Below are 18,922 nucleotides of genomic sequence, written 5' to 3' on the forward strand. Positions count from 1 at the left end.
TTCAACCTCTCCAATCAACAGTAAGAGGGTACTGATATGGCGAAGGAAGCGGCGAGCTCTTCCGGCGGGCAGCAGCCTGAGCGACGCTCAGGACCGGGGGTTGCTCCCGATAACTTGATGGTCAAATGCCCGAAATGCAAGGAAATCCTCTACAGCCGCGATTGGGAAAAGAATCTCAAGGTTTGCTCACGCTGTAACTATCACTTCCGCCTGACGGCTCATGAGCGCGTGAATCTCCTGCTTGATCCCGGCAGCTTTGTCGAGCTTGACGCGGCAATGGTATCGGTAGATCCCCTGGTCTTTGTCAGCCGCTCGCAGTCCTATGCCCAGAAGCTGCAGGAAGAGCGGGAGAAAGTAGGCCTCAATGAGGCGGTCATTCGCGGCTATGGGACAATCGAAGGGTTGCCGCTCTCGCTGGCGGTGATGGACTTCCGCTTTATCGGCGGGAGCATGGGCTCGGTGGTGGGCGAGAAAGTTACGCGGGCCATTGAGCTGGGCCTGGAACGCCGCTGGCCAGTGCTGATTGTCTCGACCTCGGGTGGCGCTCGCATGCAGGAGGGGTTCTATTCGTTGCTGCAGATGGCCAAGACAGCGGCGGCTCTGGCGCGTCTGGGCGAGGCTCGCATTCCCTATTTCAGCCTGATTACTGATCCGACAACTGGCGGCGTGACAGCTAGCTTTGCCATGCTCGGCGATGTGATTCTGGCCGAGCCGGGGGCCCTGATCGCCTTTGCCGGCCCGCGTGTGGTTGAGCAATTTATGCATGTAAAGTTCCCCGAGGGAACAGTGAATTCTGAGTTTGTGCTCCAGCATGGTATGATCGATGCCGTCGTGCATCGACGCGAGCTGCGCGCAACGCTGGCGCGCCTGTTGCGTCTCTACAAGGTGCCAGCGGCCCCTGTAGCGACAACTGCCTCGCCAGCAGCACAGACCCAGAAGCAGGCCGCTTCCCTGCTGTCCCAGCAGACAGCGCAGGCGCGGGCTGAGGTCGGAGGAGGTCAGGATGGTCTACGATCTTGAGTTTGAGAAGCCACTAGCCGAGCTAGAGAAGCGCATTACCTCGCTGCAGCGTAAAGGGGAACGTCTCCGCCCAGAGGAGCATACTCAGCTACAAGAGTACGAGCGCGAGCTACGTCGCCGCACCGAGGAGATCTATCGCAACCTGACGGCCTGGCAGACGGTTCAGGTGGCACGCCACAAGGATCGTCCCTACACCGCCGATTTCATCCATCTGATGTGTGAAGAGTTCTTCGAGCTGCATGGCGACCGCCGTGTGGGCGATGATCACGCTATTATTGGCGGCCCGGCCCTCTTCAATGGCGAAACGGTGATGATCATCGGCCACGAGAAGGGGCGTGGCATGCGCGAGAAGATATATCGTAACAATGGCATGCCTCATCCTGAAGGCTACCATAAGGCCATTCGCCTGATGGAGCAGGCCGAGAAATTTGGCTATCCGGTCATTTGCCTGGTCGATACCCAGGGGGCTTTTCTTGGCCTGGAGGATGAGGAGCGAGGCCAAGGGAGCGCCATTGCAGCCAGCCTCTATGTGATGGCCCGCCTCCGCGTGCCAATTATTGCTGCCGTTATCGGCGAAGGAGGCAGCGGCGGCGCTCTGGCGATCAGTGTGGCCGACCGTCTGCTGATGTTAGAATATAGTATTTATACAGTAGCCGCTCCCGAGGCTGCGGCCTCAATTATCTGGCGCGATAAGGTCTATGCTCCCCAGGCGGCGGAGGCCATGCGGATCAGCGCGCGCGATCTGTACACTTTGGGATTGATCGATGAGCTGGTGCCCGAGCCACTGGGTGGCGCTCATCATAATCATCGTCTGGCGGCCGAGAATCTAAAGGCTGCTCTGATCCGTCATCTGCAAGAATTAAAGCAGATACCGGTCGATCGCCTGGTACAGATGCGTTACGAGAAGTATCGCGCTGTTGGACCGTTCGGTTTCGCTTCTTGAGATCCAGGGAACCATCGTGCGCGCGTTGCCGCTTGCTCAAACAGGGCTTGACGTCAGCCGCAGACTTTTGTATACTGAAAGCTGCCAGTCCGGAGGGAGGAAAGCGCTCTCCGGTCTGGCGGTTCCCCTGAGCGGCAAGCGTGACCCGAGGCTTTACAAGAGCCGGTGTGGCGGAACGGTATACGCGCCTGTCTCAAAAACAGGTCCCGCAAGGGTTGTGAGTTCGAGTCTCACCACCGGCACCTCCATACCATAGAGGAAGAGAGCGGGATGGTGCTCTGCTCGTGCAGAGCCATCCCGCTCTCCTCTTGTTTCCCCCCGGTCATTGAGCTAGGCTTATCGTTGCTGTTCTGGACAGTCGGCTAGCTGTGGAAGGCGAAGACGCCGAAGATGAGGAATGCCAGCAACAGAGCAAGGGCAGTGTTGAAAAGCGTGGCCAGGCCGTAGACAAGCACGGGGCGCAGACCGGCCTCTCTAAAGCCCTCCAGTCGGAAGCCCAGACCGATGCTCACGAAAGCCAGGGTAAAGAACCAGGTGCGCAGCGCGTTGAGGTCGTTGAGAATGGCCTGACTCGCTTGGAGCAAGTGAAGGTTCAGAAGTACGGTCATCGTGAGCGAGGCCAGAATGAAGCCAATGACGAACTTGGGAAAACGGGTGAAAATCTCGCTCCAGCGCGGTCGCTCGCGCCCGCTGTCTCGTTCGACGCGCGTGATCCAGTAGAGGGTGAGCAGGAAGGCAATCAGGCCAATCAAGGCGTTCTGCGAGAGTTTCACGACGGTAGCATACTGTAAGGCAACCTGACCGGCGATGGCGCCACTGGCTGTGACGGCGGCGGTAGTGTCGATGTTGCCGCCGATCCAGGCGCCGGCGACGGCCTGGCTGAGCTGCAGCCAGTGGGCGATCAGCGGCTGCAGGAAGATCAGTGGCAGGGAGAAGACGATCACGAGGCTGGCTACATACCCCAGTTGTTCGCGCTTGGCCTGTACTGCCGCCGCAGCGGCAATGGCTGCGCTGACACCACAAATCGAGACAGAGGCTGCGATCAAGGCCCGCAAATGGCGCTCTAGCTTGAATGCTCCTCCCAGGAACCAGGCTGTGAAAAAGACTGAGGTGATGAGGATCACGGCCTGAATGATACCGCCGAGGCCGATCTTAAGCAAGTCGAAGAGATTAAGACCAGCTCCCAGCAGAATAACGCCCGTTTTGAGAAACAGCTCAGTGCGAAAGGCCGCGGCCAGGCGTTCGCGCCAGCCAAGCAGCGTCAGAATGCCGTTGGCCAGCAACCCTAGAGCGATGGCGTAGACGGGAAATTCGATGCTGCTGAGCGTCCGCCGCAGGGTGCCACTGAAAAAGGTAGGCAGGACCTTGGTCAGCCACCAGACGGCGACGCTGAGAACAAAGACGATAAATAGAGACGCGAGCAGCAGAGGCCATTGCGCGCCTTGCTTGCGCGCCGCAGGTGCCGAAATAGCAGATGGGCTTGTGCTCACAGGTTGCTCCTCCTTACTGACTGATAGCGGGATTCGGACCCCAGCGTGGGCTAGAGGGGCGAGATTAACAGGACAACCTGACAAATACTTGTCCGATTAAGGAATGGAGTGCAGAACGCGGGCAATGATCAGCACGACCAGGGTCAGACCGAGAATGAGGGCCCACCAATCTTCGTTGAGCCGCTGGTACCAGGGACGGGCCGCAATGAGGCCGCTGTGGCTCGTTGCCGGGCCTGCACTGATCTCGCTATGAGATGATCCTGTAGAAGGGGTAGGGGACTGACCCGTTGCGGTAGGTTGCTCGATCGCGCCAGGGGTCGAGGGCAGATTTTCCTCTGTTGCCATCTGGTTCCTCCTTCTCACTTGCTGATTTGTTTGATCGCCAGGTGTCACCGGCGAGCTGCGCTGCTCACCCCTATTGTTGATATTGTTGATTTATTTAGTAGAGAAAAGTTTGCCATAGAAATGGGACATTGTCAAGGCCAAGGCAGGCAGTCAGTAGAATCTCCGAGAGCGGGGGATCGATGAGAGCAGGTGAATAGCAAGAAGCGCAAGCCTTATCTTTGCTCCGCCCGCTATACTAAGGGAAGAGAAAGCGCGAGCCTGGTGCGTGCTTCCGCAAGAAGCAAGGGAGCTTCACAGCGCACTCCGCGTTGTGGGGAGCAGTCGCGTGGGCTGCTCCCTCCGGGGGCCGCCTGGCTAAGTTTGCCACCAGCCACCAGATAAGAAGAGCATGAGCCCTGGTTTTTACCTGCCCTCTATCCGGTCCCCGGTCCCATCTTCCCTGAGCCTGGCCATAGCTCTGCGGCTGAGCTGACAGACAGCCTGGCTTTCTTCTGGGAAATGGGCCACAGCGCTGAGGAACGACGAGCGAGGCGGCCTATCGTCCACAGAGGAGGGGCAATCTACAGGCTAGTCTCATACCTGTCTGATTGCCCCTCTCATCCTCTCTCTCCCTAGCCGGGCCAGTAACGCTGGCCGCAGCTCCATCCCTCTACGCTGCTCAGACATCTGCTCTGAGCGGCGCTGCGGGTGGGGCAAGCAGCAGCACCGACGGAACGCGCTCGGGGGCTGCCAGGCGCAAGAGGGCCAGGCCCGTGCCGGCCAGCCCTGTCATCAGTCCGGGGGTTTCCACGCCGAAAGGCACGCCGCAAACCCAGCCCTGGCGCTCCATATTCTCCAACAAGGCCGCGGCAATGCGTGGGATATGCTCGGCGAAGGTCTCGCCTGGCAGCAAATGAGCAGCGGTAATCAGAATATCCAGATTGCCGAAATCGCCATGACACAGAGAGTGATTCAGCCCAAACCCCTGCGTGAGAGTTGTACGCAAGCCGGCTCTGATCTCCTCTCCCAGTTGAGCATCAGCCAGCAAAGAGCGCAGAATCAGGCGAGAGAGGGCGATACCTGGAGCACCGTGACACCAGGCCACCATATATTTTTCGCCTGACGATGGCTGTCCATTAGAAGAGGGCGGGCGCTGGCGCAGATCCAACCAATTCTGACGATGGGGAGAAAAAAGAGTACGTTCGTAGGCCAGAGCGGCGCGCGCTGTTTCGGCGAAGCGCGTCTCACCACTGACCTGAGCCAGTTGCATCAGGTACAGGGCGATGCCTGCATTGCCATGCGCAAAACCGGACAGGGCCACTGGCTGACGCGCCGTGGGCCAGCCACAGCCACCTTGCGCTTGCGGCTGAGCGTGAGCCAACAGATGCTCACCGCAGCGGACCGCCGCCGACAGGGTCTCGGACGAAGGCGCGACCGTGTGCAGACAGAGCAAGGCTGCAATAGCGCCAGCCGCTCCGCCGATCACATCATAGACCTGATCCTGCTCGATTTTCTCCACGAGCAGAGGGACCAGCGCCTCTGCCTGACGATAGAAGGCAGGCTCATGCCAGAGAGCACCCAGATGGCAAAAGAGATAGATCAGCGAGCCGAGGCCGTTGAAAGCCCCGATTCCATAGGCGCGAGGAAAATACTTGCGGCGCATAATCACCTGCTGGATCGTCTGCACCGCCCTACGCGCCAGCTCGGCGTGCCGCTCTTCCCCCGTCAGATAGCCCAGGTAAGCCAGAAAGAGCGTGATCCCCGCCAACCCATTGTACAGGTCCCCATCGGCCGGCAAAAGATGCCACTCGCGATCGTTCACCGGGGTCACGCCCAGCCAGCCGACGTACTCGCCCTGATAGAGAGCGAACTGACGCAGGCGATTCCCGATAGCCGAGGCTGCCGCTAGGAGCCGCTCCAGCGTTGGGGCCGTACGAGCGGGAAGCAACTCCAGGCGCGTATAGCTCTGAGGAGTAGTCGCATCAATCATACTGGTGAAAGAAGCGCGAATAATCCAGAGTTGCTTTTCTAAGTCCTGCTCGCTCAGCTCGGCCAAACGTCGGCGCACCACCTCCAGGCCAGGCTCAGAGAAAAAAGCGGGAAGGCGCTCGCCCTCCGAGGTAAAGAGATCGGTCGAAGCTGCAGTAGTAGTAAACACCGGAATATCGCCGCGCCAGAGATCGCGCCGCTCGGCGGGAATCAGCGGTACCAGATAGGGAAGGCGCTCGGTCGTGGCCCACAGGCGATCAAAGAGGCGATCACGATCCAAAGCATCGCGCAACACGTTCGGATGCAGACTATCGAGCAGGAGCTGTGTATAAATGCGGGTGGGACGGAGCACGCAGCGAACTTCGGCGTCGGCGAAGCGTGGGAGATAGGTCTCCAGCAGCTCCGTGCGTTGAGCCATGAGAAGGCGGTAAGCGCGCGTGAAGCCCTCGATGACGTACTGGCTGTAATCCAGGACATTAATGTCCTGATCATTAAGGCGAGGACGGTTTTCCTTCACAGGTAGCTCAACACGCTCGTGAATCAAACGCATCTCATCGGTGCCGGTTCCCGTCCAAGTTGGCACAGGGCGCGGCGAGAGCTGACCGGGCTGACCGCCGAGGCCGCTCATATCGATCCCCTCGCCCTCCTGACTGGACCACAGGCGCTGTGGCAGCAGGCCCACGCGCAGCACTGAATGGCCGATCGCCTCCAGGCCAGGTGCTCCCTGAGCCTGGAGCACCTCTGGATTAATCTGAGGTAAAAAGAGAGTCTCCAGGTCTATCAGCATGGGATACTCACCGGAGGCGATAATGTTCTCCGCGTGAAAATCCGAAGCTTCCAGGGCATAGAGGAGAGCCAGATAAGCGCCCTGGCGTAGATAGAAGCGCTCGATCTCCTCGTGAGACGAGCACTGGCGAGCCTGTACAAACTCGACCCAGCCATAGCGACCCCGATCAAGGATTGTCAGCGTACGCAGAGGTGGCGTAAATCCGCGCTCATTCATCCACGCCAGCAATTCCTGGAAATGGCGATCAACAGCCAGTGAACGAGGCTTATACACCAGGCGAAAACCGGAGTCCCAGCGCAGCAAGATCACGCTCTGTCCGTTGCGATGCAGATCGCCAGCGCCCTGGTGGATCTCACACAAAGCACCGGCATCGTCGCTGGAGAGAAAGATAGAGCGGATCAAGGGCCAATCATCAGCAAGGCGCTCTAGCAGCTCCAGAGATCGGCAAACCCAGCGCTCGAGTGTCTCTGTCACCAGACGAGCCAGCACGACATACTCCTGCAAGAAATCCAGCGTTGCTTCACGCTCGCTCAGTCGCTCCAGAAAATACTGAAAGCGCTCCTCCGAAGTAGCTCCCTGTAGGCGGCCCTGAACGCGTGCCACGTGCAGCTCCAGGACAATAGCGCGCGCGATCGAGGGCAGCAGCAGCCCGGGAATATTGCGCGCCAGCAGATCAAGGACCCGTTTCGTATCGAAGGCGAAGGCTGGTGAACGCTGGGCCAGCTCCCGTAAGCCGGTAGCCAGCTGCTGTCTGGCATGTCTGATCAGCGGTAAAAAGGGGTGCAAAAACGAGCGTGTGTGGCTGCCCTCGCCCAGATCTGGCAAAGGAGAGACATCGACGGCCTCCTGCTCCCGCGTCTCCCCGGCAGCGGCGGCCTCGGCAGGATCAAAAGCCTGTTGAAGGGTCAGCAGCCAGGGGGGAGCAGTCGGACACCGAGCCCGCAGAGCCTCGGCGGATTCGCCCAGCAGGAGCAGGAGCTCCTCCTCACACAAGCCCTCAAGCGCGAGACGAGCGGCAAAACGGTCCTCGTCTTCGCACAAAGCTGGCAACTCTTTCCAGCGCTTCAGGCGCTGCTGGGCGCGGGCGTATGCCTCAGCGTCAAGCGAGTCTAGAGTAGGTGGGGAAGGGCTGGCGCGCAATTGAGCCAGGCGCTCACTCAAGGTGAAAGCGCGATACCAGCCGGCATCTTGCCAGCGATCCTGTGAATAAGGAACAGAAGCAGTGGTTGTCTCGCTTGTCGTCTCGCTCATGGAATCACACGCTCAGATGCGGCTCAGCGCAAGCAGTCCGGCCACCCTGGCTGGCGGCGGGAGAGATGCTTAGCCGATGTCGCATCTGCCTTCTTTCTTCCTCTTCAATATCGTTAATCACCAGTAGGTTGCCACAGTGCTTCATTGATTGATTGGTCGCCTGCTGCCAGGCCCAGCCAGTCGCTGTAGAAGCGCGGAGGTAAGCACGATCAACGCATAGGTAAGCGCTGGAAGGTGACTAAGAGCGCGGTGGTGGCTCATCTCAATTGGCTCTCGTGGTTAGATAGGCCGAGCCGGGCGACGGTGGAGCGAAGAGTCTCTTTCCGTGTTCCCGGAGAAGCGGGGCAGCTCGCAGCTCGGCCAACTCAGGGCAAACGCGCGCAACACGAGCAAGGGCCAGAGCTTCACTCCTCGTACGGGGTTCCGCCAGTCAGCGCCTGCTCGTTGGCGGTCGACCGGGGTGGGAAGCGAGCGCCAGGAGGCTGAACCTTCACCTGAGCATCCATAGCGGCCTCAACTGGCGCGAACAGAGGGTCGGGACGGCGTCAGACATCCCAACCCTCTGTATATCCTGATCAGGCCATACCGAGACCCCTGGCGTGGGGTAGCGACCGCTAGAGACAGCCGCCGGCAGCGTTGGTATTGCAGAGGCCGAGGAGCACAGCCAGGGACTGCAGACAGAGCACGGCAACCGTGTTGTTGCACTCGTCAGTGTTGCCGTGACCACCCTGGACGGCCTCCAGATCTGCATCAGTCAGCTCGACCTCACCGATGGGGCTCTCAGGCAGCAGGCTGAGCTCCTCCTCGCTGAGGCTCTGGCGATAGGCTTCATCTTTCCATGCGCGAACGATGTCGAACTTCATGTGCGTGCGTTTCCTTTCTTGTACCTTTGGTGTTGTGGTGTCGCGCGTTCGGGCACCCCGTCTACGCTTTGAGAGGACGCTGCCCAGACAGGTATCACCCGGCATCCCCAAGGTGGCCCTCCGACGTCCGGCTTACCTGCCCGAACAAAATACGTTCAAAGCGTATTTGTTACCCGAACGCCTAAGTACATTGTACGGATAAGCCCAAATACATAAGTTTATATATATGTATTCCAGGCTAATACATGTAGGATATGAAGGGACATGAAGCAGGAGAGAAGGAAAAGAGGGGAGCGCCCTATCTCCAGGGGGAGCCAGGCTCGGAGCCCTGTGCTTAGCAGGTGCCGGCGCGAGCCTGGCGCTCCTCCTGTTCAAGCTGCTGGCGCATCAGCTGAGCATAATATCCATTGCGCTGGAGCAACTGCTCATGTGTTCCCTGCTCAATGATCATGCCATCATGCATGACGAGGATCAGATCGGCATCGCGGATAGTGCTGAGGCGATGAGCGATGATGATCTGTGTGCAGGGGTAAGCGCGCAGATTCTCGGAAACGCGCTGCTCAGTGATGACATCGAGATGGCTAGTAGCCTCATCGAGCAACAAGATGGCTGGCTCATTGACCAGGGCGCGGGCGATACACAGACGTTGTCGCTGGCCCCCTGAGAGAGCGCTGCCGCCCTCAGCCACAGGGGTATCGTAGCCCAGGGGCATCCGCATGATATCCTCATGAATAGCGGCGGCAGTCGCAGCTTTCACGATTCGCTCGTAGGGAACATTAGGATCATTCAGCGTAATATTTTGCAGGATAGAGCCGCTGAAAATCTGGCTATCCTGCAGAACCACGCCGAATTGACGCCGCACTTCCTGGTAGTTGAGCTGGCGCAATGGCAGCCCGTCGTAGTAAATTTCGCCCTCGGTTGGCGTATACAGGGCCAGCAGCAGCTTGCCCAGGGTACTTTTACCCGAACCAGTGCGCCCGACAATAGCGACCTTCTGGCCTGGCTCAATACTGATATTAATCCCTTTGAGCACCCTTGGCGCGTCTGGCCCATATTGAAAGCTGACATTCTGCACCTGGATGCGTCCACTCAGCCGCGGCGGCAACTGAGCTTTCGTGATATCCTGCTCTGGCTCTGCCGTAGTGACATCGGTCAGGCGCTCCAGATGGGCGTAGAGGATCTGGAACTGTTGCCCGCTGCTGACAAGGGAAGCGACCGGTGTCAGGAAGGCGCTGGCCAGCGTATTGAGAGCCAGCATCGTGCCGACGCTCAGGTGGCCATTGAGAACCTGGTAGGCTCCGATCCATAGCAGGGCGATTGGTGAGAAGACGCGCAGGATAGTCATGGCTGTATTGATGCCGGCCTGCAGGTAGCTGAGCCGCAGAGTGATATTCAGGCGCTCATAGAACAGGTTAGACCAGCGTTCCAGGGCGCGCTGCTCGGCGCCGGCGGCCTTCAGCGTCGCCATCCCGGCCAGCGTTTCTGCCAGATAGCCCTGCGCTTTGCCCTGTGCCGCCAGATCGCGGCTGGCCAGATCCAGCACAATGCGGTGAGTGCCCAGAAGAACCAGCACCTGTAGCAGCCCCAGGCCGACGGTTAGAAGCGCGAAGACTGGCGACTGCCAGAGAAGGATGAAGAGATAAGCGACCACGGTGCCGCTGTCAAGCAGGGTAGAGATGAGCTGGTTGCTCAGGGTATCGCGAATGATTGTGTTACTGCCAAGGCGTTGGAGCAGATCGCCGCTGGAACGCTGCTGGAAGAAGCTGAAAGGTAAAGTCAGCAAGTGCTCAAAGAAGCCTAGCACAAGCTGAATATCAACGCGCGCCCGCAGGTAAACAAGGAGCCACTCGCGGAGAATAGTCGTTGTGGCCTGAGCAGCAAGCAGCAGCAGCAAGCCGAGGCCCAGAATGCCCATGATGTCGAGCATATGGGCTGGCAGAATCTGATCGATGATCACCTTGGTAAGCAACGGTAAGAGCAGCCCGAAAAGCTGCAAGAAGAGCGAGGCTCCCACGACTTGCAGCATGGGGCCGCGTGTTTGGCGGGCGAACTGCTTGACTTGCATCCAAAGGGTGACGCGGTGAGCGCTGCCTTCGGTGCTGAAGTGGACGCCTGGCTCAAACAGGATCACAATGCCAGTGAAGCCGGCATCAAATTCCTCATGGGTGAGTCGCTTGCGTCCCCAGGCGGGATCAATGACCTCGACCCAGCGTGGGGTCCAGCGCTCGACAACAATAAAGTGTTTAAATTCCCAGTGAACTACCGCCGGCAACGGAACGGCGCGAAAATCCTCGATGCGTTGCAGAGAAATAGCACGTGTGCGCAGACCGTAGCTGCGTGCGGCTTTCACGATGCTCAGAGCGGAGAGGCCGTCTCGTCCCAGGCCATGCCGCATGCGCAGCTCGGAGACCGAGGTTGGGCGTCCATAGTAGTTGAGAATCATCGCCAGGCAGGCATAGCCGCACTCAACGACGTTCATTTGTGTGAGAGGGCGGACACGTCTGCGTCGCCAGCCCCAACCAGACCGGGCCCGCTTCTTCGTCGGCTTGCTATCTTTGCTTGCCGCAACCGCCGGCCCGGCCAGTGTCTCCGCCTGAGCGGGCTGAAGTTCAGTGGCGGGAGTCAGTGGCTCACCAGGCGCACTGTCGTGGGTAGTTGTGGCTGAGGCTGCGGCCGACGCTACCGATTTTATTTTGGCTGGTAGGCGCAGATGGGGACGGATAGCAGGATAATCGCCCTCTTGTTGAAGCACAATCGGGCGAATCCGCCGCCGTTTAAGTGGCCGGCGTGCAGTGATATATTCTTGTGGATCGAAGATGTCTACATAGTCGCGATCCTGAGTTGCTTCCTGTCCATATTGTCCTTGCTGTCCGTAATCATGCATCATAACGCTCCCTGGCCTCCCAACAACATCCCAATCCCTGGCAGCAAGTTTGCGAGGCGTGTGAAACCGGTCTGTACCTGAGCAGTCAGGCTGCTTCCTGCATAGACGCTAGCCGAGAGCTGCTGGCCTAAAGGAACCAGCGCGGCGACTGACGGACGCGTGACCGGTGAAGGCGCCTGATGTATAGTAGTTGTGTAGTATGTACAAGCAGTTGCGGGGCTGATCACTTCCGGTAGAATACGCGCAATGTGGCTATGCAGCGTGAGATTGGCCGCAGGTAGAGTAATCTGTACCGGCTGCCCTGGTCGTAGCCTCTGGTGTGCTTCCCAGGGAAGAAAGATCAGTGCGAGAGTGCCACTGTTCTGCTGTAGCTGGAGTCGCTCACTGGCTGCTTGCGCACTGAGCACAACGCCTGGACCGCTAGTATAAGTGGGAATCTCTGTTGTCCAGGCGAGGGCGGCAGCGGTGAGGAGCAGCCCGAAGAGCAGCCAGAGCAGCACAGGGACGGGCAAAGCCATAAAATGAGGGAGAATATCTTTTTCACGCCCGTAGAGATGGTGATGTAGGGCACGTTGCCGAAAGATAGGACGTTGATGTACTTGCATCGATCCTGTTCTGCCTTGCTACCAGTTAAGGAATAGAGAAAGAGCCTCTAAGTGCATTATATGAAGGGAACCAATTGGGCGAGGGGAAGGGCTAAAGAAAAGGGGACAGGGAGGCAGCCAGGCTACCTCCCTGGGGATAGGCAGATCTGGATCGCAGGATTTTATTGTAGGTAATGCTCGACGATACGAGGATCGCGGGGCTGAGCCTCATCAGGATTGAGATGGGCATGGCGGCGGGCTCGCCGCTGGCGCAGCAGGTCCCAACATTGATCAAGGCGAATCTCTAGCTCCTTCATGCGCCCGCGCTCCTCGTCCGTGAGGCCTTCCTCCTCAGCTTTCTTCAGCAGTTTATGCTCCTCATCTACCAACTCACCGATACGCTGCAGAATCTCCGCATCATCCATCGCTAGGGGTAACCTCCTCTCTTGGAACGACTGCGTGGCGATTACCTGCTTTGCGCCATTGCCGGCGCTCTCCGGCTACAGCATAAAAATAAAACTCCGAGGTATCCCCACTTATTCCCCTGCCTGGGATTAGGGATTGGTGCGGAAGCGGATGGGGATCAATGGCTGACCATTTGGGGCGAACGGGCTGTCTGGGCCAGAGGAGCTAGCCGATTGTTGTTGCTCAACTTCGGCGATGATGGAGAGCAGACGGGAGTGGTAGGGGGAGAGGCTGCAAGCAGGGTCGGTATTGGCGGCATTGCCTGTCAGGAGAAAAGCCTGGCAACGGCAGCCGCCGAAGTCTTGCTCGCGTAGAGGGCAGCTACGGCAAGGCTCAGGCATCCAATGGCTGCCACGGAAGCGCTCGAAGGCCTCCGACCGCTCCCAGATCTCCGCCAGAGAGCGCTGGCGCACATTGTCAAAGTGGAGGTCAGGAATCATGCGAGCATTCTGACAGGGGAGGACGGCCCCGTCGGGAGTCACACTGAGGTAGCGGCGCCCCCAGCCATACAGGCAGGGCTTGGGACGTTCGGCGTAGTAATCGGGCAGAACGTAGAGCACTTCCATACGCCCGCGTAAACGCTCCTGAGCAGCGCGCACGATGATTTCGGCCTGTTGCACCTGGGCCCTGGTGGGAAGGAGCGCCATCCTGTTGCAGAAGGCCCAACCCAGATACTGCGTATTGGCCAGCTCTAAGCGCTGGGCCCCGAGTTGCTCAGCCAGGGCGATCAGAGCCGGTAGACGCTCAATATTGCCGCGGTGTAGCACCAGGTTGATCGACAGGGGCAGCCCGCTCGCTTTGACGAGGCGAGCAGCTTCTAGTTTGCGCTCGTGGGCTCCCGGGCAGCCGGCAATGCCATTAGCCAGCGCCGCTTCATCGGCCTGAAAGCTGATTTGGACGCTGTCGAGGCCAGCCTCCTGTAGTTCTTGAAGACGGCGACGTGTCAGGCCGAGAGCGCTCGTGAGAAGATTGGTGTAAAGGCCAACGCTGCGAGCGGTGGCCACCAGGGTGGGCAAGTCGCGTCTCAGGAGCGGCTCGCCGCCTGAAAAGAGGAGGTGGAGCACCCCTAGAGAGGCGGCCTCGCGGATCACACGCTGCCACTCGGCGGTAGTGAGTTCGTTCTCTCGCTGCTCTTGAGAAAGCTGAACTGGATTTGAACAGTAAGGGCAGTGCAACGGGCAGCGATAGGTCAGCTCCGCTAAGAGGCCGAAGGGGCGCAACTTACTACCCCCGGCGGCTTGGGAGATGGCCGGCAGTTCCCTACTGTCTGTTAGTGAAGTATAGTTGATCTGCTGCTCGTCAGGACACATGGTGATCGTCCTTCCTGGCTCTGAGCCAGCTTGTTGGCATCTTGGCAACGGAGGCAGCAGCGGCTCAAGATGGAGCGGCCTTGATCTCTATGCCGTCCCCGTCTACTCTAGCAGGGCAATGAGATTCTGATCCCTGAGCGAACAGAGATACTCATAAACGTCGCGTTGCAGTTGCTCGGGGCTGGCCTCGTAGCGACTGGCCAGCTCGTGGAGAATCTCGGCCAGAGTCAGTTCGCCGTTGCAGAGCTGCAGGATAGCAGCCGCGGTCTCATTGAGGATCAGCACGCCCTCGGGGTAGAGCAAGACAGGCCGTCTGCTGAGACGATCGATCTCCAGCCGTGCTCTAGGCAGCAAACGAGGCCGAAGGCGGCTGGGAGGCAGGACCCTCTCCCGATCGGGGTGACTCATAGTCGACCTTCCTGGGGAAGGGGAGTAGCAGCGCTGCTAGTGGCAGGACTCAGCGCGGCCTCAGCGGGCAGGGGACCATAGGCGAACTGCAGGGCATCGAGCATGCTCCAAAGAACCTCACATTTGAAAGCCAGCGCCTGGACAGCTTCCTCCTGAAGCTGGCGCGTTGTGCAGTAGCGTAGGGTCAACTCCAGGGCCTGAGCGGCGTCGCGCGGTGCCTGCTCCAGACGAGCGCGGAAATAGGCCAGTCCCTCTGGTGCGATCCAGGAGTAATAGCGCTCAAAAGCCGCCAGACGCTCGCTCATCAGGTCGGGGGCGAACAGCTCCGTGAGGGAGGAGGCGATCGCCAGGGGCCACGGTTGCCGGCGGGCGAACGTCACATAGGCGTCAACCGCGAAGCGCGTCGCAGGCAGAACATGCCGGCCACTCAGCACCTCCTCTCGCGAAAGGCCGCTTGCCTCTGCCAGCTTCAGCCAGGCGGCAATGCCGCCCTCGCCTTCGCGCTCACCGTCGTGATCGCGCAGGCGCTGGAGCCAGAGGCGGCGCACCTCTGGAATCGGGCAATTGGAGATAATAGCAGCATCTTTCATAGGAATATGCTCTTGATAATAGAAGCGGTTCGCAATCCAGGCGCGAATCTGCTCGGGCGTAAGGGCGCCCTGGTTCATTGCCCGGTGGAAGGGATGAAGATGATGGTAGCGAGTCATCCCCACGGCTCGTAGCTGGGCCACGAACGTCTCGCGGTCCCACGGCTCAAGATGCTCTGCACTCATGATAGCCCTCTCCTCGCTCTGACTTTGCGCTAATGGCCTGGCTTCTCTCTTCTTGTGCATATGCATACTGATCAGCGCAGCGTAAGACAAAGGTAGCCAGGTTGCTCATAAGGTGAATTCCAGCCCATCCCAGCCGACAGTGATCCCTGCGGCGCGTACAGCGGCATGCTGGGGAGATTCCTCAGCCAGGATTGGATTAGTATTGTTAATGTGAGTATAGACGCGATAGGGAATAGGGAGCTGAGACAGCCAGGACAGACTGCCCTGCGGCCCACTGATCGGAAGGTGGCCCATACTGCTGGCTGTTTCCTGAGCCAGGCCCTGCTCTTGCAGCTCATGCTCACTCCAGAAAGTTCCATCCAAGAGAACAGCGTCACAGGCCTGCAGGTAAGGCAGCAAATGTTCCTCCTGCTGGGCCAACCCTGGTAAGAAAAGCAGACGTCCGCCCGTCCGCTCATCCCTAAGATAATAGCCAAAGCGAAAGCGGGGGCTGGTCGGGGGCGGGCCAACCTCGGCAATATAGCGCGGCGGCTTACCAGCTAGCGGAATGGCCTGAAAGAGCAAGCCGCTAGAAGCTCCCGAGGCGGTAGGCAGCGGTGCAAGCTCCTCGGCTGGCTCGCGCCACTCGATGCTACAATAGTGGGCCAGCAACTGGGGCAGAGCCAGCCCCTGGCGTAAGGCCTGCTGCACCGCTGAAGGCGCATAGACAGTCAATGCCGAGCGCTCCCGGAGGAGTAGGAGGCCAAGCGTATGGTCAAGATCGGCGTCGGTTAGGAGAATAGCTTCGAGAGGAGTGCCGCGCCGACAGCAGGCGGGAGGCCAAAGAGGTGGAAAGCCTTCGAGCTGAGCGCGGAGATCAGGAGAGGCATTCAGCAGAAACCAACGCTCTCCATCGGCACTCACCGCCACACAGGACTGTGTCCGTGCTCGTGCTTTCAGCCGCCCTGTGCGCAGGCCCCGGCAATTAGAACAATTACAGTTCCACTGGGGGAAGCCTCCCCCCGCTGCCGTACCAAGCAGTCGCACCAGCATCTAGCCAGTCTCTCCTGTTCTCTCCTGTATTGCGCATCTCTGAGTAGCGCGCTCAGACCCAGATGAGGCCCAAGCGCCCGTGAGGTCAGACCAGAGTGGCTTGACTGATGAGCAGGGAGGTGGCGGAGACCCACGGGGTCCCGCCACCTCCCTTTGTGGCTCACCCTCCCTCTGTTAGCGCCCTCTGCCTGCTCTCTTGACTGCCTAGCTAGCTCGCGTACTGCTGTACTGCTGCTCAGGACCAGGCTCAAGCAACCAGAGTACTCCTGCATAGGCAGTGCACTCAAGGCTCACAGCAATCACTTCGAAGGACGGCTTGACCCACCGGGGCTTCTCTTGCATATTGCTCCTTTCCTTTTCTGGCTGCACGAAGTTCCAGCGCCACATGCCACTTCAAGACGTCTCTGCGGAGCGCGCTCTGACCATCACGGTCCATAGCTCTCCGCTCCTTGCCTTGCCTTACCTTGCCTGCCTTTGCTCTCTCCTGCCGACCAGCCGGCTGGCTGGCTTCCCAAGCTATCCATCGGCCAAGATCACCCTCGACGATGAACAGGGCTGCGCCTGACTGGTCAATGCCTTCCTCACTCTCTTCAGCCTTGCCTTCTTTGGACGCCGGGCAAAGCTACACTTCCATTATAACCGACGCCAATAAATAATAAGTGTAAATTTATCTATACTTTAGGAAGAGGAGTGCCGAGGTCGATCAGGTAGGCGGGGCGCTCAACCTGCACTTCCGGCACGGGCCTGGAATTGGCGTGCAAAGTCGACAAAGAATTGGATCGCCTGGGGGTTGCTCATGGCATCGGGGCTAGCGGCCTTCTCTAGCGGCATACCCAAGAGCAGCTTTTTGACTGGCACTTCCATTTTCTTGCCGCTCAGCGTGCGAGGCACCTCCGGGATTGCGATAATCTCGTCCGGCACATGATGAGGCGAGATCTCGCGACGCAAAGCCTCTCTCAGACGGCGCTTAAGGTCGTCATCAAGGCTGACCCCTTCACGCAGAACCACAAAGAGGGGCAAATAGTAGCCGCCACCAGGGCGCTCCACGCCGACCACCAGGCTATCAAGCACCTCTGGAAAGCTCTCGACGACGCGGTAGATCTCACTGCTTCCCATGCGAATCCCCTGCCGATTGATCGTCGAATCAGAGCGCCCGTAGATGATAGCGCCTCCGCGTGGGGTGATCTTAATCCAATCACCATGCCGCCACACACCTGGGTACATTTCGAAGTAGCTTTCGCGGTAGCGGCGGTTATCGGGATCGTTCCAGAAAAAGAGCGGCATTGAGGGCATGGGGGCCGTAACCACCAGTTCGCCGACCTCATCGATCAAAGAGCGTCCCTCTTCATCGAAGGCCTCGACGCGGGCGCCGAGCGCACGGCACTGGATCTCACCGGCATACACAGGCAGCAAGACGCAGCCGCCTACGAAAGCCGAGCACACGTCGGTACCGCCACTGACCGAGGCCAGCCAGACATCGCGTTTGACATGCTCATAAACCCAGTGGAAGCCTTCGGGGGGCAACGGTGAGCCTGTGGAACCGATACAGCGGAGCTGGCTGAGGTCACACTGCTGACCTGGCTCAATGCCGGCCTTCATGCAGCTTGCAATGTAGGCGGCACTGGTCCCGAAGAGATGCATGCCGCTATCCTGAGCGAAGCGCCAGAGAGTGTACATGTCGGGGTAGCCTGGCGCGCCGTCGTAGAGCAAAATGGTGGCGCCGACCAGCAAACCGCTCACCAAAAAATTCCACATCATCCAGCCTGTAGAGGTGAACCAGAAGAAGCGGTCACCAGGTTTAAGGTTAGTCTCCAGCGAGAGCACCTTGAGATGTTCTAGCAAGATACCGCCCTGGCCCTGCACGATGGCTTTAGGCAGTCCAGTGGTGCCGGAGGAATAGAGTACCCAGAGAGGATGCTCAAAGGGGACCTGCTCGAAAACCAGGGGAGCTGGCTCGGCCAGCAGGGCACTCCACGGAAGAACGTTGCTAAGACCTGCGCTGGCTTCTTCTAGGCTGGCGCTCAGGTAGGGGATAATGACGGTATGTTCGAGGGTGGGCAAGGCTGCCTGCAGCTCAGCCAGCACGCCTCGTCGGTCGAAGGAGCGGCCATTGTATTGATAGCCATCGACAGCGAAGAGGAGCCGTGGCTCAATCTGCTTGAAACGGTCAACCACACTTCTGGTGCCAAAGTCAGGCGAGCAGCTTGACCAGATAGCGCCGAGGCTGGCACAGGCAAGGAAGGCAATGACAGTCTCGGGAATGTTAGGTAGATAGGCCACAACGCGATCGCCGCGCTTAATCCCGAGCCGGCGCAGGGCCTGGGCGACTGCTCCTACTGCCTGCTGCAGCTCACTCCAGGAGAGTGCGCGCCACGGCTCTCGCTCGGAGCGGAAGATGATGGCCGGATGGCTGGTAGTGGCTTGACGAAAGACATGCTGGGCGTAGTTCAGCTCAGCCCCCGGAAACCACCTGGCACCCGGCATAGTGCGGCTGGCCAACACCTGAGTATATGGCCGGCTGGCCTGGATCTGGAAGTAGTCCCAGAGTGAAGACCAGAAACCTTCAAGGTCGCTAACCGACCACTCCCACAGTTCTTGACGGGTTGTGAACTCTTTGCCTCGCTGCTCGGCAAGCCAGCGCATATAGTGGGTGATATTGGCTTGCTCTTTCAGTTCCTCTGAAGGCTCCCAAAGAGGCTGTTCGGCATTGAACGAGGTGTTCATCGGCTTGTGCTCCTTTCAGATAGATGGGCTTCGGGGCCCGTGACCTTCGAGGCAGGGAGACAGGTCGGCCCGCGC

16 protein-coding genes and 1 tRNA gene are annotated in these 18,922 nt (G+C 59.2%); 4 read left to right on the forward strand and 13 right to left on the reverse strand.

From position 1 onward, the window contains the following. Positions 1-36 precede the first annotated feature (36 nt). From accD to AC6H1L_RS16570, 3 genes are all read left to right on the forward strand, one after another. The gene (gene accD / locus AC6H1L_RS16560) at positions 37-1,020 is read left to right on the forward strand and encodes an acetyl-CoA carboxylase, carboxyltransferase subunit beta (protein WP_497598585.1); all 984 of its coding nucleotides are present in this window, start codon (positions 37-39) and stop codon (positions 1,018-1,020) included. Beyond that, positions 1,004-1,963 carry an acetyl-CoA carboxylase carboxyltransferase subunit alpha gene (locus tag AC6H1L_RS16565; protein WP_497598586.1) on the forward strand — a complete coding sequence of 320 codons (960 nt, stop codon included), beginning with the start codon at positions 1,004-1,006 and terminating at the stop codon, positions 1,961-1,963. Before accD ends, AC6H1L_RS16565 begins: the two co-directional genes overlap by 17 nt. A 161-nt stretch (positions 1,964-2,124) precedes the next feature. Next, positions 2,125-2,205: transfer RNA gene (locus tag AC6H1L_RS16570), tRNA-Leu, on the forward strand. A gap of 120 nt (positions 2,206-2,325) precedes the next feature. On the opposite strand, the gene AC6H1L_RS16575 is transcribed toward AC6H1L_RS16570, so the two are convergent. The 12 genes from AC6H1L_RS16575 to AC6H1L_RS16630 all read right to left on the reverse strand — a co-directional run bounded on the left by AC6H1L_RS16575 (position 2,326) and on the right by AC6H1L_RS16630 (position 16,465). Continuing rightward, on the reverse strand, positions 2,326-3,453 hold the full coding sequence (locus AC6H1L_RS16575) for a YeiH family protein (RefSeq protein ID WP_497598587.1): 1,128 nt from the start codon (positions 3,451-3,453) through the stop codon (positions 2,326-2,328). A 96-nt stretch (positions 3,454-3,549) separates the two neighbouring features. Then, entirely contained in the window at positions 3,550-3,798 is a 249-nt protein-coding gene (locus tag AC6H1L_RS16580; RefSeq protein WP_497598588.1) for a hypothetical protein, read from the reverse strand. A 658-nt stretch (positions 3,799-4,456) separates the two neighbouring features. Then, positions 4,457-7,804 (reverse strand): type 2 lanthipeptide synthetase LanM family protein, encoded by a 3,348-nt coding sequence (locus tag AC6H1L_RS16585; protein WP_497598589.1) that lies wholly within the window; start codon positions 7,802-7,804, stop codon positions 4,457-4,459. Between the two features lie 614 nt (positions 7,805-8,418). After that, positions 8,419-8,667, reverse strand: a complete 249-nt coding sequence (locus AC6H1L_RS16590) for a mersacidin/lichenicidin family type 2 lantibiotic (protein ID WP_069803490.1) — start codon at positions 8,665-8,667, stop codon at positions 8,419-8,421. A 334-nt stretch (positions 8,668-9,001) separates the two neighbouring features. Continuing rightward, entirely contained in the window at positions 9,002-11,554 is a 2,553-nt protein-coding gene (locus AC6H1L_RS16595) for a peptidase domain-containing ABC transporter (RefSeq protein WP_497598590.1), read from the reverse strand. Continuing rightward, entirely contained in the window at positions 11,551-12,156 is a 606-nt protein-coding gene (locus tag AC6H1L_RS16600; protein WP_497598591.1) for a hypothetical protein, read from the reverse strand. The genes AC6H1L_RS16595 and AC6H1L_RS16600 overlap by 4 nt, the downstream gene beginning before the upstream one ends. A gap of 161 nt (positions 12,157-12,317) precedes the next feature. Further along, the gene (locus AC6H1L_RS16605; protein ID WP_322480683.1) at positions 12,318-12,560 is read right to left on the reverse strand and encodes a DUF2630 family protein; all 243 of its coding nucleotides are present in this window, start codon (positions 12,558-12,560) and stop codon (positions 12,318-12,320) included. Between the two features lie 129 nt (positions 12,561-12,689). Next, the gene (pqqE, locus tag AC6H1L_RS16610) at positions 12,690-13,910 is read right to left on the reverse strand and encodes a pyrroloquinoline quinone biosynthesis protein PqqE (RefSeq protein ID WP_497598592.1); all 1,221 of its coding nucleotides are present in this window, start codon (positions 13,908-13,910) and stop codon (positions 12,690-12,692) included. Between the two features lie 102 nt (positions 13,911-14,012). Then, on the reverse strand, positions 14,013-14,264 hold the full coding sequence (gene pqqD / locus AC6H1L_RS16615; RefSeq protein ID WP_497598593.1) for a pyrroloquinoline quinone biosynthesis peptide chaperone PqqD: 252 nt from the start codon (positions 14,262-14,264) through the stop codon (positions 14,013-14,015). Positions 14,265-14,314: 50 nt separating this feature from the next. Further along, positions 14,315-15,091, reverse strand: coding sequence for a pyrroloquinoline-quinone synthase PqqC (gene pqqC / locus AC6H1L_RS16620; protein WP_497598594.1), 777 nt, complete (start codon positions 15,089-15,091; stop codon positions 14,315-14,317). 105 nt (positions 15,092-15,196) lie between these two features. After that, positions 15,197-16,123, reverse strand: a complete 927-nt coding sequence (pqqB, locus tag AC6H1L_RS16625; protein ID WP_497598595.1) for a pyrroloquinoline quinone biosynthesis protein PqqB — start codon at positions 16,121-16,123, stop codon at positions 15,197-15,199. A gap of 204 nt (positions 16,124-16,327) precedes the next feature. Further along, complete coding sequence (locus tag AC6H1L_RS16630; protein WP_497598596.1) at positions 16,328-16,465, reverse strand: hypothetical protein; 138 nt, start codon at positions 16,463-16,465, stop codon at positions 16,328-16,330. A gap of 43 nt (positions 16,466-16,508) precedes the next feature. Between AC6H1L_RS16630 and AC6H1L_RS16635 the strand changes: the two genes are divergently transcribed. Then, entirely contained in the window at positions 16,509-16,688 is a 180-nt protein-coding gene (locus tag AC6H1L_RS16635) for a hypothetical protein (RefSeq protein ID WP_497598597.1), read from the forward strand. Positions 16,689-16,843: 155 nt separating this feature from the next. Here AC6H1L_RS16635 and AC6H1L_RS16640 read toward each other — a convergent pair whose 3' ends face one another. Next, positions 16,844-18,847, reverse strand: coding sequence for an acetoacetate--CoA ligase (locus tag AC6H1L_RS16640; RefSeq protein WP_497598598.1), 2,004 nt, complete (start codon positions 18,845-18,847; stop codon positions 16,844-16,846). Positions 18,848-18,922: the final 75 nt, after the last annotated feature.

This window comes from Thermogemmatispora argillosa (assembly GCF_059696725.1).